The following is a 15,189-nucleotide window of genomic DNA, read 5'->3' as shown; positions in this document are numbered from 1 at the left end:
CTTTATCCGTACGGCCCGTCGGCGGCCCGAAGCGGGGGACGATCGGGCGAAATCGCGGCGTCGGTCACTGTTTCCGCTGCTGAGAGGGGTTGGCATGGACGGAACCGGGCCAGTAATGTCGGCGGGTCTGGTCCGGCCCATTGGTTGCCATGCGGGTGACACCGGAGCAGACCCGTCGAGTCGTTAAGTAACGAACCGGGGACCCACAGTTATCTGGGGTGAATCCGCGAGCCACGGCCCGCGGTAGGGCGGCCTTCCCGCCCGAATCCGTCAGCTAACCCGGTAGGCGGAGTCGGAAGGAGAACCTGTACGTGCCGTACCCCCCGGGCTCCGGCCCATCCCCCCAGCTCAATCGCTTCACCGCGCGCCGACTACCGGTTGCCGTGCCCCTGCCCCCGGCCCCCCGGCCCGAAGCGGGTCGCTGACCCCGGCCAGATAGCGGTTTGTGACGCGAGGACGGCTCGGGGCCGCTGGCCCCGGTGAGCTTCTCGGCCCCCGGTGAGGCCCGGCCCCGGTGCGCAATGCGCCGGCCGGCCCGCAGCGGCTCGGAGATGGTGCCGAACCACGGTGTGCCTTGGACGGCCAGGCCGGAAGAACTGTTTCCGCGCTGATAAGCGTGGCATCGCGTCGCATTCTCGACAGCGGATAGAAACGACGCGTGACCGGTCGAATTCAAACGACTGGTAACGCGTATTTCCCTGGAGGATCACGTTGAACCATCCCGTTTACCAGCGGCTCAGAAATGCCACGTCCGGAGGCCGTACCCGGCTCGCGCTCGCCGCGGCCGTGGTCGCGGCGGCGGCGTCCACCACCGGCGTCGCGCTGGCCTCGACCGGGCAGTCCGCGACGCCCACCGACACCTCGACCGTGGCCGTCGCGGAACTGGGCCGGTCCGCCGCCCAGGCCGAGGCGGCGGAGACGACCGCACCGGGAACGGCCGCGCCGGCCAGCCCGTCGGACCCGGCGACCGCCGAGCCGACCCGTGCGGCGTCGAGCGCGGCGAAGGCGGCCCCGACCAGCACCCCGAGCAAGCGGCCGGCGCCGCCGGCCAGCAAGGTGCTCGACTACCAGTTCCAGGCCCAGATCAACGGCTGGTACTGCGGCCCGGCGGCCACCCGGATCGCCCTGACCGTCCGCGGCGAGCGGCCGAGCCAGGACGAGGTGGCCGGTGACCTCGGCACCACCATGAACGGAACGAACTCCGCCCAGGACACCACCCGGGTGCTCAACAAGGTCATCGGCACCGACTTCTACCGGAGCACCATGCTCTCCGGTGGGGCGGCGAGCCCGGCCCAGATGGACCAGCTCCAGGCCGACGTCGTACACGCGGTCACCAACGGGTACGCCGTGGTGGCCAACATCGCGGGCTCGGCCACGGATGTCGACGGTGGCTGGCACGGCTACCCCGGCGGCCACTACCTGACCGTGGTCGGCTACCGCGACGACGGACGTACGGTGAAGATCGCCGACCCGGCCATCCCGGGCGACGACAGCACCTACTGGATGACCACCATCGACCTGGCAAACTGGGCAGCCACCCGGGGCTACTCGTCCTGACCCGGTAGCGCCGGTTCGGTTCCGTCCGCCGGCCCACCTCATCCGTCCGTGCGTCCCGTGCCGACGCGGGCGGATGAGTGGGCCGGCGGACGTCGTCCGGCACCCATTCGACACTGTTTCCGACTTCCTGCCCGGATCCGGGCGGCGCCGGCCGAGCCGGACGCGAGACGGCCTCGCGGCGCGGACCCGTGCCGGAACCCGGGCCGCCGTCAGGCCGCTGGCGCCGGGGGCAGGGTCGTCGGCGCCGGCGCCGGCGCCGCGGGCGGGGTCGTCGGCGTCTGGCGCCCGACGACGAACTCCCCGTACTCGGCGACCGGGGTGAAGCCGAGCCGTCGGTACAGCGCGATCGCGGCGACGTTGTCCGCCTTGACGTTCAGGGTCACCTGGTCGACGGTGTCCAGCAGCCGCCGGCAGAGCGCCGCCACCGCCGCCGTGGCCAGTCCCTGCCCCCGGACGCGGGGGTGGGTGGTGACGTTGCCCAGGGCGCTCACCCGGTACTTGGGGGACCAGACGTGCACCCCGGCCACCGCGAGCAGTTCGCCGTCGCGACGCACCCCGACGTACTGGCCGGTCTCGATCATCCGCTGGTCGAACCAGTTCTCCGGGTAGGCCGCCGCGTAGAGCACGGCCAACTCGGGTACGTCGGCCGGTCCGAGCAGCTCGCCGGCCGGCGCCACCCGGTCCAGCCTGCCGGCGTCGGTGAGGGCCATCTTCAGGTGCGTGCCGCGCGGCTCGACCCCGAAGTGTCGGGCCAGCACCGCCTCCCCGCCCGGCGACAGATGGGCGTCGAAGCGCCGCGGGAGCAGCGGGACGAGCGCGGTCAGCAGCTCGGTCAGCGCCCCCGGGGAGTGGTCGAGTGCCAGCAGGACCGGGGTGCCGCCGCCGTGGTAGACCAGCGCCACCGCGTCGCCCAGGCGGTACCAACTGGTGTACGGCCAGTAGAAGTCGTCGAGGTCGCCGAGTTCGTACGCGTGCAAGTGCGGGTCGCGGCGCAGCAGGCCGGCGAGTTCGTCCCGGTCGTGACTGGCCCTGATCATCCTCACGTGTGGATCATGACACGGGCGCGGGCCGGGGAGCGGGCACCGTCGGCGCCCCCGTTCCGGCGTCGAGGTGCCGGCGGGCCTCGTCGAGGAACCCGTCGGCGTACGTCTGCGCCGGGAAGTCGCCCAGGTACCGGGTCCGGGTCTGCCAGCGGTTCTCCTCCAGCGGATCGGTGTCGAGCAACTGGTCCAGCACGTCGTCCATATTGGACATGTCGGACCGAAGCACGTAGCCCGAGCCGGCCAGCGGGAAGCTCTGCACGAACCGCTCGCCCTCGCCGACCCGGTCGGTGACCGCGTACGGCTTCCCGGAGTAGAGGTAGTCGGAGATCACCGCGGAGACGTCCGACACCAGCGCGTGCGACCGGTTGACGCACTCGACCAGCGTCATCTTCCGGGCCGCGTCGGCGCCGAACACGTGCTGCCGACCGGTGGCGGCCCGGTCCTCGGCCAGCACCTGTTCGAGCCGGGCGAGTTGGCGGGCCGACGCCGGATTCTGCGAGGTGTACGGGTGCGCCCGGAGGATGACCGTCGTGCCCCGGTCCAGCAGCCGGCGGATCAGGGTCTCGCCGACCGGCAGCGAGCAGTAGTCGACGTCGGCGTGGTGCCCGGTCCAGGTCGGGGTGTAGAGCACGACCTTCTCGGCCCGGTTCCGGATGGGCTCGCGGGTGACGGCGATCGACTCCACCTGCGGTCGGCCGACGATCGCGAACTTCTCCCTCGGGATGACCACGCCGTTGCGGGCGTACCGGTCGATCGCCGCCTGCCCGGCGACGAAGATCTTGTCGAAGATCGCCGAGACCGGGTTGGCGCTGGGTGCCTTGTCGCTGTCGCCGTGGTGCAACTGGATGTGCGTGAGGTGCGCGAACCGGATCGAGTGGCTGTTCTTGGCGCCGTGGTTGACGTAGAACGCCACCCGCAGGCTCGGCACCATCGCCTCGTCGATCGAGCGCGGGGTCGGGCAGACCACCACCGGCGCGCTGGTGGCGGCCGAGACCGGCGCCAGGAAGTTCGGTTCGCGCAGCAGCACCATGAACGGTCGGCCGATCCGCTCCAGGTACGGCAGCCACATCATGACCTGGTACTCCGACCCGGGTGGGGCGGAGAAGTAGAGCAGGAACTCCGGCTGGTGCCGGCGGAGCGCCTGGGTGACCGGACTCTGTCCGGCCGACGGCCGGAGCCGGCGCAGGGCGATCGGCGCGATCGCACCCACGGCACAGCCCGCGCCGACCAGCACGGTGAGGACCAGGGCCGGCCAGGCCGGCAGGGTCAGCGCCGCGCTGGCGGCCAGCGCGACCAGCAGGAGCAGGACGGCTGGGCCGAGCCGCCCGGCGACCAGCAGCGGCGACGAGCGTACGCCGAGGTTGGCCGACCGGACCTCCCACTGCGCGGCGTCCCGCAGCGGGCGCTCGGCGAGGGTGAGCCCGAGCAGCGCCGCCCCGGTCACCACCAGCGTCCACCGGGCCTCGGGAACCAGCCGGGCGTACCCGACGAGGACGCCCGCGATCAGCAGCACCGGCTCGGCGACGAGATCGGAGCGTGGGTTGATCCGCCGTTCGGCCCAGACCGAGGCCGCGGCGGCCACCGCCAGCGCGAGCCCGACCAGCTCGGCCGAGGTCAGGGCGAGGGTGAGGAAGGACAGGACCGCCAGGCCGGCGCTGAGGCACCGGATGGCCAGCTTCCTGACCAGATCACCACGCATGATCTTCCTTCCCTGCCGGAATACCGGGCGGTGGCACGGACTCCGACGACGATGTGGCTACGGTGTGCCCACCCGGTCCGGCGGCAGCAGTTCGGTGGAGCGCTGTCGGGCGATGGGGCCGCGAGTCCCGTTCCCGTCCTGCGGAGCGGCCGGGTCCGGAGCGGTCGGGTCCGTCAGCGGCTCGGCCGAGCCGGCGTTCGGCTCGACGGGTGGGCCGGACGGGTCGCCGGGGGAGCGCCGGACATCGACCACCTGGCCGGTCAGCCCGGAGAGCAGGACGTCGAGGGAGACCCGGGCGACGGTGTCCGCCGCCAGCAGGGTGTGCTCCGGCTCATCGCCGAACGCCCGGGTACGCATCGGCGTCGCGGTCCGTTCGGGGTTGACGCAGTTCACCCGTACGCCGAACTCGGACCACTCGTCGGCGAGCGCCTGGGTCAGGTTCACCACGGCGGCCTTGGTGGCGGAGTAGAGGGCGTACCGGGCCCGTCCCCGGGTGTACGAGCTGGAGGTGTAGAGCAACAGCTGGCCCCGGGTCTGCCGCAGGTAGGGCAGCGCCTGCCGGGCGATGGTGACCGGGGCCATCAGGTTGACCTGGAACATCTGCTCGATGGTCGGCTCGTCCATCTCGGCGAGCGCCCCCATCCGGAGCACGCCGGCCGTCACCACCACGTGGTCGATCCGGCCGGTCGCCTCGAAGGCGGTCCGCAGCGCGTCGGCGACGTCGTCGGCCCGCTCGACGTGGGTGCCGGTGCTCGACCGGCTGACCGGGAACACGTCGGCGCCGTACCCACGGGCGACCTCGGCCAGCCGGTGACCGATGCCGTGGCTGCCGCCGAAGACGACGACGGTCCGTCCGCTCAGCTCCTCGGTGTACGCCCGCTCGTCCACCAGCCGGGGCGCCTGTGCGGCGGCGAGCTGGAACAGCTTGTCCGCCAGGTGCACGTCGACCGGGTGGGTCACCTTGATGTTCTCGTCCGAACCCTCGATGACCTTGATGGGGACGTCGGGCAGGTAGCGGAGCACCACTCCGCAGTCGTCCGTGGCGCTGAACCCGGCGTCGTCGGCGGCCAGTCGGTAGGCCTCCCGGATGGTGCTGGACCGGAACGCCTGCGGCGTCTGGCCCCGGCGCAACCGGGCCCGGACCGGGATGTCGGTGATGCAGTCGTCCTCGTCCACCTGGATGATCGTGTCGGCGGACGGGATGGCCACGTCGACGGCGGCGTGCGTCCAGAGGGCGTTGACGCACTCCCGGACGATCCGAGGGCTCAGCAACGGCCGGACCGCGTCGTGGAAGAGGACGTTGCAGTCGTCCGGCCCGATCGCGTCCAGGGCCAGCCGGGTGGTCGCGTTGCGGGTGTCGCCGCCCTCGATGACTCCGGTGACCTTGCGGAAGCCGGCCTTGCCGACGATCTGTCGGGCCGCGTCCAGGTGGCCCGGTGCCATCAGCACGATGATCTCGTCGATCTCGGCGGCGGCCTCGAAGACCGCGATGGTGTGTTCGAGGATCGGCTTCCCGGCGATCTTCAGCAGTTGCTTCGGGATGCCCAGCCCGACCCGGGTTCCGGTGCCGCCGGCCAACACCACGGCCACCGTCCGGTTGGGCCGCCATCCGGCGGTGGCCGGTTGGCCGGTCGGCGTCGTCGCCGGGTCATGCGCCATTGCCGATCCTCACTGACTCTGCACCATCGATGTGCCGGTGTTCCCTCGGTCGTTCAGCCATTTTGGCCGAAACGGCGTATGGCGGGCGAATTCGCACCGGGCCGGACTCCGTAACCCCTAGGACCCTAGCGCGGGACCGGCCGGGCATCAGCTTCCTGACCGCCCGGCCGCCGGTACCGCTGGCCTCCGGACGGCGGTGCGACGCCGCTCGTCGGCCGGGTTTCCTCGCTGCGGAAAGTTACGTCCGGTTCATGAACTTCTCGTACTCGGCGACGACCTCGTCGGTCGGGCCGTCTGCCCGGATCAGCCCGGACTCCAGCCAGATCGACCGCTCGCAGGTGTCCCGGATCGTGCTGATGCCGTGGCTGACCAGGAACACCGTTCCGGCCTCGGCGCGTAGTTCGCGGACCCGCTGCTCGCTGCGCCGCCGGAACCGTACGTCGCCGGTGGCGAGCGCCTCGTCGATCAGCAGTACGTCGTGCTTCTTCGCGGCGGCGATGGAGAACCGCAGCCGGGCGCCCATGCCAGAGGAGTACGTCCGCATCGGCAGCGAGCTGAAGTCGCCTCGCTCGTTGATCCCGGAGAACGTGATGATGTCCGGCGTGACCTGCTTCACCTGGGCCGGGGACATCCCCATCGCCAGGCAGCCCAGCGCGACGTTGCGTTCCCCGGACAGGTCGTTCAGCAGCGCCGCGTTCACGCCGAGCAGCGACGGCTGCCCCTGGGTGTAGACGGCACCCCGGCTGGCCGGGAGCAGTCCGGCGATCGCCCGCAGCAGCGTCGACTTTCCGGAGCCGTTGCTGCCGATCAGGCCGATCGCCTCACCCCGGTACGCGGTGAAGGTGACGCCCTTGACCGCGTGCACCTCGGTGATCGCGCCGCTCTTGCCGCCGGTCACCATCCGCTTCAGGGCGGCGACCGGGTTGCCGTTGCCGCCCGCACCGGCGCCGTGCACCCGGTAGACGATGTGCACGTCGTCGACGACGACGGTGGGGATCCGGGAACCGCCGATGCCGGTGGTCGCCGAGAGGTCGGTCTGGGTAACGGTCTGCTCAGCCACGGCCGTACTCCTTCTCACCACGCCAGAAGTAGATGAACCCGAGGACACAGGCCACCAGCGCCCAGCCGATGCCGAGCAGCCAGGACTGGGTCTGCGACGCGGTCACCGGGGCCGTCTCCATCAGCGCGTGCCGCATCAGCTCGATGTACACCAGCAGGGGGTTGAGCTGCACCAGCCAGGCGACCGTCTCCGGCAGGTGCTTCTCGAAGTTGGCCACGCTGTAGAGCACGCCGGAGCCGTACATCCAGGTGCGCATCACGAACGGCACGACCTGCTTCAGGTCGGTGACCTTGGAGCCGAGTCGGGCCATCGCCATCGCCACCCCGGCGTTGAACACCGACTGGAGCAGCATCGCGGGCACCAGCAGCAGCCATTCCAGGGTCAGCGGCTCGCCGTCGACCAGCACGATGCCGGCCAGTACGACGATCGAGGCGAGCAACTGCTGGAACTGGGTCAGCGTGATCGCGATCGGCAGGGCGGCCCGGGGGAAGTGCAGCGCCCGGATCAGTCCGAGGTTCCCGGTGATCGCCTGGACGCCGCCGCTCACCACCGACTGGGTGAAGGTGAAGACGAACAGGCCGGTGCAGAGATAGGCGATGAAGTTGTCGATCTCTCCGCTGGTGTTGAGCACCACCCCGAAGATCAGGTAGTAGACCGCCGCGTTGGTCAGCGGGGTCAGCACCTGCCAGATCCGACCCAGCCGGGCGGTGCTGAACGTCGCCGCCAGTTTCGCGTTGGCGTAGGCGGAGATGAAGTGCCGATAGGACCAGAGCTGCTTGATGTACGTGACGAGGCCGGGCCGTTCACCGGCGACCGACAGGCCGTACCGGGCCGCCAGCTCTGCCTGGGTCAGCTCTGCATCGGGGTTTGCTACCGCCGTGGTGGCCATAGCTGGGCGCTCCGATCTGTTCGGGCTGCAAGCGTCAAGATGCGCGCGACTTTCCCGGGCCGAAGCCAGGGCGGGGGAACGCCGGTGGGCCGTCGCTCCGTGGAAGGTAGTCCAAACTACGTCGGGACGCAACCGTACCGTCGTCGCGCTATATTGGCCCACGTGGCGACCGACAACCGGCGTGCTCCGGCGGGAGCGGCGGTACTCCGAGGGGAGATCACCGCTGCCCTGCGCATGGCCGTGATGCAGGAACTCGCCGCGGTCGGATACGGGCGTCTCTCGATCGAGGCGGTCGCACGCCGGGCCGGCGTCGGCAAGACGGCGATCTATCGCCGGTGGAACTCGAAGCTGGAGATGGTGCTGGAGATCGTTTCCCGGGTCGCGGGGCAGAGCCTACCGTTGCCGGACACCGGAAGCCTACGGGGTGACCTCGAGGTGCTGCTGCGGATCGTGGCCCGAGCCCTGGGACACCGCCTGGCCTCGCAGATCATCCCGGACCTGCTCGCCGAGGCGGCCCGGAATCCCGAGATCGCCCAGACCCTCCAAGAGGCCCTGCGCGCCAACCAGCGGGACATCGGCACACTGTTGCTGGACCGCGCGGTCGGTCGTGGCGAGCTTCCGGAGGGAACGGACCCGGACGCCGCGGTCGATCTGATCATCGGTCCGCTCTACTGGCGGTTCGCCGTTGCCCGCACCCCACTCCCGGACGACTACCTGCCGCGAATGGCCGCCGCGATCGCGGCCGGACTGGGCGTGGGGAACGTCGCCGCCGACCCGGTGGAGGACGCCATCGCCGCCGGAGGGAGCGTGGGCGTCGCCCTGTCGACCTGATCAACCCAGCACCGACGGCCAGGCCGGGGTCACGCCCGGCCGAGGGTCCATCCTCAGGTCGTGACCTACCCCGCACCACCCGATTCGCCGACCGCACGACGAATTAGCATCGCATGCCAACCGCGATCCCCCCAGATACAGGAGGATGCCCATGGCCGGGCAGAACGCAGACCTGATCCCGCCTGCCAAACCAGTCATCGGAGACGCCGAGATCGAGGCCGCGGTGCGGGTGCTCCGCAGCGGCAAGGTCGTGCAGGGCCCGGAGGTGGCGGCGTTCGAGGAGGAGTTCTCCGAGCTCGTGGCCGGCCGGCACTGTGTCGCGGTCAACTCGGGCACCTCCGCTCTCCAACTGGCCCTGCTGGCGCTGGGCATCGGGCGCGGCGACGAGGTCATCGTGCCGTCGTTCTCCTTCGCGGCGAGCGCGAACGCGGTCCGGCTGGTCGGCGCGGAGCCGGTCTTCGTCGACATCGAGCCGGGCAGCTTCTGCGTGGACCCGGACGCGGTCGCGGCGGCGATCACCCCGCGCACCGTGGCGATCATGCCGGTACACCTCTACGGCCACCCGGCCGCGATGGACCGGCTGATGCCGATCGCGCAGCGGCACAACCTGGCCGTCGTCGAGGACGCGGCCCAGGCGCACGGCGCGGCCCTGGGCGGCCAGCCGGTCGGTGCCTTCGGCGCCGCCGGCTGCTTCAGCTTCTACCCGACCAAGAACATGCACGCCCTGGAGGGCGGCATGATCACCACCGCCGACCCGGAACTCGCCCGGACCCTGCGGCTGCTCCGCAACCAGGGCATGGAGCAGCGGTACGCGAACGAGATCGTCGGCGCGAACATGCGGCTCACCGACGTGGCGGCGGCGATCGGCCGGGTGCAGCTGCGGCAACTGCCCGACTGGACCGAGCAGCGACGGTCGAACGCGAAGTTCCTCGACTCCCGGATCACCGGCGTGATCACCCCGCCGGTGGCCGACGCGGCGCGGCACGTCTACCACCAGTACACGGTGCGGATCACCGGGGACCGGGACGCCGCCCAGCGGCGACTGCTGGAGCAGGGGGTGGGCAACGCGGTCTACTACCCGACCCCGATCCACCGGCTCAAGCCGTACCTGGGCGAGGACGGCAAGCCCGGCCCCTGGGACCTGCCCGAGACCGAGCGGGCCGCCCGGGAGGTCGTCTCGCTGCCGATCCATCCCGCGCTGACCCCGGACCAGTTGGAGCGGATCGCGAACGCCGCGAACAGCCTGGCGGGTGCCAGGTGAGCGGCCAGGCGCGGACGTTGCGTGCGGGACTGATCGGCCTCGGTGCGATGGGGCGCAACCACGCCCGGGTGCTGTCCGGCCTGGACGGCGTGGACCTGGTCGGCGTCGTGGAGCCGGCCGGTGACCCCACCGGCGCGCTGCGGGTGCCGGTGCTGCCCACCGTCGCCGACCTGCTCGCGTTGAAGCTCGACTACGCCGTGGTGGCCTGCCCGACGGCGCTGCACGAGGAGGTCGGCCTGGAGCTGGCCGCGAACGGCGTCTGCGCGCTGATCGAGAAGCCGCTCGCGCAGTCCGTCGACGCGGCGACCCGGCTGGTCGAGGCGTTCGAGGCGGCCGGCCTGGTCGCCGGGGTCGGACACATCGAGCGGTACAACCCCGCGTTGCAGAGCCTGCGTATCCGCCTGGAGGCGGGCGAGCTGGGCGAGGTGTTCCAGGTCGTCACCCGGCGGCAGGGCCCGTTTCCGCACCGGATCGCCGACGTGGGCGTGGTGATGGACCTGGCCACCCACGACATCGACCTGACCAGCTGGGTCACCGGCCAGGAGTACCGCTCGCTGTCGGCGCGCACCGTCTTCCGCAGCGGCCGGCTGCACGAGGACATGGTCGCGGTCGTCGGGCAGCTCGCCGACGGGACGATGGTCAACCACCTGGTCAACTGGCTCAGCCCGCTCAAGGAGCGGTCCACTGTGATCACCGGTGACCGGGGCTGCTTCGTCGCCGACACGCTCACCGCCGACCTCACCTTCTACGCCAACGGCGCCATCGACACCGAGTGGGAGGCGCTGCGCGCGTTCCGGGGCGTGGCCGAGGGCGACATGGTCCGGTATGCGATTCCGAAGCGTGAGCCACTGCTGGTGGAGCACGAGCGGTTCCGGGACGCGGTGGAGGGCAAGGACAGCGACATCGTGACGCTCCGCCAGGGCCTGCGTACGGTCGAGGTTGCCGCCGCGGTGCTGCGGTCGGCCTCCGACGGCAGCACGATCGACGTCGGTCCGGGCGGTTCGGACCGGGCAGGCTCAGCGCCCGCTCCACGGTCCGGTGTGGACGAGGTCGCCTCGCGGTAGGCGCCGGTGCCGGCAGGCGCCCGGTTACCGGGCGGTTCGCCCGGTACGGCAACCTGGTCCGCAATCGAGGGTCCCGAGCGCAGAGAGCTGGAGGTACATCCGGGTGGCGGCAACTCCTGTGAAAGACGTGGCCATCGTCACGCCCTGGTACCCCACCCGGGACATGCCGTTCCGCGGAGCGTTCGTCCAGGCCATGGTCGGGGCGACCGCACCCGGTTGCGACCGGGTGACGGTGTACCACGGCGACGCGTGGGTGGCGGCACTGTCGGACCGCGACGACGAACTCGTCGGCCGGGCCCATGCGGAACTGCTCGGGCTGGCCACGGCGCAGACCCCGACCGTGGGCGGCGCCAACCTGCGGTACGTGCCGGTGCCGATTCCGCGCGGTCGCTGGCACGCCGAGATCGCGCACCGGCACGCCGCGGCCCTCGGGGCGGCGCTGGGCGGGAAGCCGATCGAGGCTCCGGTGGTGCACGCCCACGTCGGACTGCCCGGCGGATGGGCCGCGATCCGCAACGCCCGGCCCGACGCCCGGATCTTCGTCACCGAACACGCCACGTTCCTCGACCAGGTGCTGGACACCCCCGAGGCGCGGGCGATGTACGACGAGGTACTGCACCGGGCCGACGGGTTCTTCGCCGTCGGTGAGGCGGTCCGCGCGCCCCTGCTGGCGGCGTTCCCGCACCACGCGGACCGGATCGGGTTCATCGCGAACCCGATCGACTTCGACGTGTCCCGTCCGGAGCCGGTCACCGGATTGCGCCGCTGGCTGTACGTCGGCGGCCTCATTCCGCGTAAGGGCGTGGACCTGCTGCTGGAGGCGTTCGCCGTCTGCCGGGCCGAGGATCCGACCCTGACCCTGACCCTGGTGGGCGCGGGCGAACTGGCCGGCAGGCTGTCCGAGCGGGCCGTCGAACTCGGGGTCGCCGGTGCCGTCACCCAGACCGGGGCGGTCGCGCCGGACGAGGCCCTGAGGCTGATGCGCGAGCACGATCTGCTGGTGCATCCGAGCCGCTTCGAGACCTTCGGGGTGACCGTGATCGAGGCCGCCGCCGCCGGCATGCCGGTCCTGGTCACCAGGTGTGGCGGACCGGAGGAGACGCTGGCCGGGGTCGAGGAGTCGGCCGGCGAGCTGATCGACGTCGAGGACACCCCGGACGGGATCGTCGCCGGGTACCGGCGGCTGCGGTCGCGCTTCCCGCAGGGGGTGGACCTGTCGCTGGCCCGCCGCGAACTCGCGGCCCGGTACAGCTATCCCGCGGTCGCGCGGGCGCACCACCGCATCTGGTTCGCCGACGCACCGGCGGGAACCTCCGATGCCCTGTCGGTTCCCGCGCGACGGTCCTGAGGAGAGCGATCATGCACGTACTCTTCCTGGCGCTGGGCGCCACCCGCAGGCGGGCCGTGATCGAGGAGTCCGCCCAGGTGGTGGCCGACGGAGGGCGGGCGGTGGTCCTGGTCGCGGCGACGAGGCCGTGGAGCCGGGAACGGTTCCACCCCGAGGTGGAGGTCGTCGACCTCACCAGGCTGGAGACGCGCGGTCCGATCCGGAAGGTCGAGCGGGCGCTGCTGTTCAGCGGCCCGGGACTGGTGTTCCGGGCGGCCGGCCGGGGTCCGATGAAGACGTTCGTCCGCCGGGCCGGCGGAGCGTACGAGCGCCGGATCGCCTCGCCGGTGCATCGTGCCCTGATGTTCCGGAAGGGGGACGATCCCGCCGAACTGCGGCTGCGCCTGATCCGTCGCCAGGTACTCGCCGGCAGGCCGCCGTTCGATCTGTTCGTGGTGAGCGACCCGGCGTCGATGCCACCGGCCGCGCGTCTCCTCGCGGAGCCTGACGGCACCGACTCGCCTGCGCCGAGGGTCGCCTACCGTTATGACTACCCTGGCTCCGGCGGGCGCGTCCCGCGTCAGCCGGCTGTCCCGGCGCCCCCTTCCCACGCTTCCGCCGCCGCAAAGGAAAGCAGATGAAAGTCCGGCGTGCACCGATGCGCCCGCGCGTCCTGTACCTCTCGTTCTACTTCCCGCCCTCGCGGGCGAGTGGCGTCTACCGGGCCCGGGCGACCGCGAACCATCTTGCCGCCAAGGGCTGGGACGTCACCGCCTGCGCGGCACCGCTGGACTTCCTCTACAACGTCATCGGATCCGTCGACGAGGAACTGACGGCCACGATCGACCCGAGGGTCAGCGTCGAACGCCCGTCACTGAACCAGTTCGCCTGGAACAAGGACCTGCGGCAGTACGGCCGGTTCCGTGGCTCGATGCCGGTGCTGGCCCAGAAGCTGTACAACCTCAGCCAGGACCGGGGCTTCCCCGAGAACTACGCCTCGTGGGGGCTGAACGCGGTCGCCCGGGGGCTGAAGCTGCACGCCCGGAACCGGTTCGACGTGGTGCTGGCCACCGGCAACCCGTTCGCGTCGTTCGGGGCGGCCTGGCTGTTCAGCCGGATCACCGGGGTGCCGTACGTGGTCGACTACCGCGACTCGTGGACGCTGGACCTGTTCACCGACAGCCCGGCCTTCCCCGACGGCCATCCCGCCTGGCAGTGGGAGAAGCGGATTCTGGGCGGCGCCGCCACCTCGGTCTTCGTCAACGAGGCGCTGCGCGGCTGGCACGCCGAGCGCTACCCCCGGGTGGCGGACCGGATGATGGTGGTGCCGAACGGCTGGGACGCCGACCTGCTGACCTCGTCGCCCGGCGACCGGCCGACGGACCGGACCCGGCCGTTGAGCTTCGACTACCTCGGCACCATGACCAGCAAGCAGCCGGTTAAGGAGCTGGCCGAGGCGTGGACGCGGGCCCGCCGGCACCCGGACCTGGCCGACGCCGAGCTGAACATCCACGGTCACCTCGGCTTCTTCCGCAATGCCCACCATGACCTCCGGCAGCGGCTGGGCCTGCCGCCGGAGGAGGGCGACGACCCGGCCGGCTTCGAGGGGCCGGACCTGGGCATCCGGTACCGCGGCCCGGTCTCGAAGACCGAGGTCGCCCGGGTCTACGAGGAAAGCGACGTGCTGGTGTTCCTCGCCGGCGGAGGCCGCTACGTCACCTCTGGCAAGATCTTCGAGTACATGGCGACCGGGCGGCCGATCGTCTCGGTGCACGCGCCCGGGATCGCCGCCAAGGACGTGCTGGCGGGCTACCCACTCTGGTTCAACGCGGACAGCCTGGACGTCGACGCGGTGGCCCACACGATGGTCCAGGCCGGCAAGGCGGCCCGCGACCTCACCCCCGAGCAGCGGGCGGTGGCCCGGCGGCACGCCGACGGCTTCACCCGGGACGGGCTGCTCGCTCCCCTGGAGGAGCGGATGCGGTCGCTGGTCCGGCGACCGTTGCCGGCGCCCGGGTCGGAGGGCTGAGCCGTGAGTGCGGAGAAGGAGTCAGTGATCATGGGCGAGCGCGCGGAACCGGTCGATCCAGCCCCGTCGAACGGCCCGGTCGACCCCGGCGGCACCGGAGTGGCGGCATCCGGGAAGTCGTCCGCCGCCCCGGTTCGGGTCGTGCTGCTGGCGTTCGACCACCACGTGCCGGAGCGGGTCCGCAACTACGTCGTCAACCTGCTGGCCGAGGGCGTCGAGGTCGACCTGGCGATGCTGGACACGGACGCCTGGGCCGAGCCCGAGCCGGAGCAGTGGGCCGAGGTCAGTCGCCATCCGCGGCTGCGGGTGTACACCCTCGACGGTGCCGAGCGCCGGCACCCGGTGCGCCGGGTCCACAACCGGGTGCTCACGCCGTTCTACCGGATGAATCGGCCGCGTCTGCTGGCCCGGACGTTCCACAAGCGGCTCGCGGAGGTGGACTTCACCGAAGTGGACCGGGTGGTGGCCGCCGATCTCTACGGGGTGACGCTCGGCTGGCAGCTCGCCCGTCGGTACCCGCATCTGGTCGCGACGATGCAGCTCGACCTGAACCTGCACGAGAGGCACCGCTCGACCGGCTGAGCAGTGCGAGGCGGCACCGCCGCCAGCAGCGCCGACGAACAGAGCGCCGAATCCACCGGCGACCGGGCCGTGCCCGGCCGCCGGTGGAGGTGCCTGCTACAGGTCGTCGACCCGGGTCAGCCCGACGATGATCGACAACAGCACGGACTGAACCCCGACCACGATGAGTCCGACGCCCAGGATCGGCA

At 71.5% G+C, this 15,189-nt stretch carries 13 protein-coding genes and 1 riboswitch; of the genes, 8 read left to right on the top strand and 5 right to left on the bottom strand.

The window, feature by feature from the left end; translation table 11 throughout:
• The first annotated feature begins 163 nt into the window (after positions 1-163).
• Positions 164-304: riboswitch (cyclic di-AMP (ydaO/yuaA leader) on the top strand.
• A 407-nt stretch (positions 305-711) separates the two neighbouring features.
• Positions 712-1,557, top strand: a complete 846-nt coding sequence (locus ACFP2T_RS35980; protein ID WP_377429890.1) for a C39 family peptidase — start codon at positions 712-714, stop codon at positions 1,555-1,557.
• A 209-nt stretch (positions 1,558-1,766) separates the two neighbouring features.
• Here ACFP2T_RS35980 and ACFP2T_RS35975 read toward each other — a convergent pair whose 3' ends face one another.
• The 5 genes from ACFP2T_RS35975 to ACFP2T_RS35955 form a co-directional block, all read right to left on the bottom strand.
• Entirely contained in the window at positions 1,767-2,594 is an 828-nt protein-coding gene (locus ACFP2T_RS35975) for a GNAT family N-acetyltransferase (RefSeq protein WP_377429955.1), read from the bottom strand.
• Between the two features lie 13 nt (positions 2,595-2,607).
• Positions 2,608-4,299: a CDP-glycerol glycerophosphotransferase family protein gene (locus tag ACFP2T_RS35970; protein ID WP_377429887.1), complete on the bottom strand. Its 1,692-nt coding sequence runs from the start codon at positions 4,297-4,299 to the stop codon at positions 2,608-2,610.
• 57 nt (positions 4,300-4,356) lie between these two features.
• The gene (locus ACFP2T_RS35965) at positions 4,357-5,958 is read right to left on the bottom strand and encodes a D-ribitol-5-phosphate cytidylyltransferase (protein ID WP_377429884.1); all 1,602 of its coding nucleotides are present in this window, start codon (positions 5,956-5,958) and stop codon (positions 4,357-4,359) included.
• A 238-nt stretch (positions 5,959-6,196) separates the two neighbouring features.
• Positions 6,197-7,018 carry an ABC transporter ATP-binding protein gene (locus ACFP2T_RS35960; RefSeq protein WP_377429881.1) on the bottom strand — a complete coding sequence of 274 codons (822 nt, stop codon included), beginning with the start codon at positions 7,016-7,018 and terminating at the stop codon, positions 6,197-6,199.
• Positions 7,011-7,907: an ABC transporter permease gene (locus tag ACFP2T_RS35955; protein WP_377429879.1), complete on the bottom strand. Its 897-nt coding sequence runs from the start codon at positions 7,905-7,907 to the stop codon at positions 7,011-7,013. The genes ACFP2T_RS35960 and ACFP2T_RS35955 overlap by 8 nt, the downstream gene beginning before the upstream one ends.
• Before the next feature lie 162 nt (positions 7,908-8,069).
• Between ACFP2T_RS35955 and ACFP2T_RS35950 the strand changes: the two genes are divergently transcribed.
• From ACFP2T_RS35950 to ACFP2T_RS35920, 7 genes are all read left to right on the top strand, one after another.
• Positions 8,070-8,738: a TetR/AcrR family transcriptional regulator gene (locus tag ACFP2T_RS35950; protein WP_377429876.1), complete on the top strand. Its 669-nt coding sequence runs from the start codon at positions 8,070-8,072 to the stop codon at positions 8,736-8,738.
• Positions 8,739-8,889: 151 nt separating this feature from the next.
• The gene (locus ACFP2T_RS35945; protein ID WP_377429873.1) at positions 8,890-9,999 is read left to right on the top strand and encodes a DegT/DnrJ/EryC1/StrS family aminotransferase; all 1,110 of its coding nucleotides are present in this window, start codon (positions 8,890-8,892) and stop codon (positions 9,997-9,999) included.
• Positions 9,996-11,063, top strand: coding sequence for a Gfo/Idh/MocA family protein (locus ACFP2T_RS35940; protein WP_377429871.1), 1,068 nt, complete (start codon positions 9,996-9,998; stop codon positions 11,061-11,063). Before ACFP2T_RS35945 ends, ACFP2T_RS35940 begins: the two co-directional genes overlap by 4 nt.
• Positions 11,064-11,166: 103 nt before the next feature.
• Positions 11,167-12,411, top strand: coding sequence for a glycosyltransferase family 4 protein (locus tag ACFP2T_RS35935; protein WP_377429869.1), 1,245 nt, complete (start codon positions 11,167-11,169; stop codon positions 12,409-12,411).
• A gap of 11 nt (positions 12,412-12,422) precedes the next feature.
• Positions 12,423-13,031 (top strand): hypothetical protein, encoded by a 609-nt coding sequence (locus ACFP2T_RS35930; RefSeq protein ID WP_377429866.1) that lies wholly within the window; start codon positions 12,423-12,425, stop codon positions 13,029-13,031.
• Positions 13,028-14,419 carry a glycosyltransferase gene (locus ACFP2T_RS35925; protein ID WP_377429863.1) on the top strand — a complete coding sequence of 464 codons (1,392 nt, stop codon included), beginning with the start codon at positions 13,028-13,030 and terminating at the stop codon, positions 14,417-14,419. The genes ACFP2T_RS35930 and ACFP2T_RS35925 overlap by 4 nt, the downstream gene beginning before the upstream one ends.
• Positions 14,420-14,449: 30 nt before the next feature.
• A complete protein-coding gene (locus tag ACFP2T_RS35920) occupies positions 14,450-15,001 on the top strand; it encodes a hypothetical protein (RefSeq protein ID WP_377429861.1) in 552 nt (183 codons plus the stop codon).
• Positions 15,002-15,189 lie beyond the last annotated feature (188 nt).

This window comes from Plantactinospora solaniradicis, assembly GCF_042658085.1.
Taxonomy (GTDB): Bacteria; Actinomycetota; Actinomycetes; order Mycobacteriales; family Micromonosporaceae; genus Plantactinospora; species Plantactinospora solaniradicis.
Note: the sequence above shows the minus strand (reverse complement) of the source record. Positions and strands in the feature narration are given on the sequence as shown.

Bases quoted from the DNA above. Each gene is read 5' to 3' on its own strand.
- ACFP2T_RS35925 (WP_377429863.1), top strand. From the start codon at position 13,028: ATGAAAGTCCGGCGTGCACCGATGCGCCCGCGCGTCCTGTACCTCTCG.
- ACFP2T_RS35965 (WP_377429884.1), bottom strand. From the start codon at position 5,958: ATGGCGCATGACCCGGCGACGACGCCGACCGGCCAACCGGCCACCGCC.
- ACFP2T_RS35970 (WP_377429887.1), bottom strand. From the start codon at position 4,299: ATGCGTGGTGATCTGGTCAGGAAGCTGGCCATCCGGTGCCTCAGCGCC.
- ACFP2T_RS35975 (WP_377429955.1), bottom strand. From the start codon at position 2,594: ATGATCAGGGCCAGTCACGACCGGGACGAACTCGCCGGCCTGCTGCGC.
- ACFP2T_RS35945 (WP_377429873.1), top strand. From the start codon at position 8,890: ATGGCCGGGCAGAACGCAGACCTGATCCCGCCTGCCAAACCAGTCATC.
- ACFP2T_RS35920 (WP_377429861.1), top strand. From the start codon at position 14,450: ATGGGCGAGCGCGCGGAACCGGTCGATCCAGCCCCGTCGAACGGCCCG.
- ACFP2T_RS35955 (WP_377429879.1), bottom strand. From the start codon at position 7,907: ATGGCCACCACGGCGGTAGCAAACCCCGATGCAGAGCTGACCCAGGCA.
- ACFP2T_RS35930 (WP_377429866.1), top strand. From the start codon at position 12,423: ATGCACGTACTCTTCCTGGCGCTGGGCGCCACCCGCAGGCGGGCCGTG.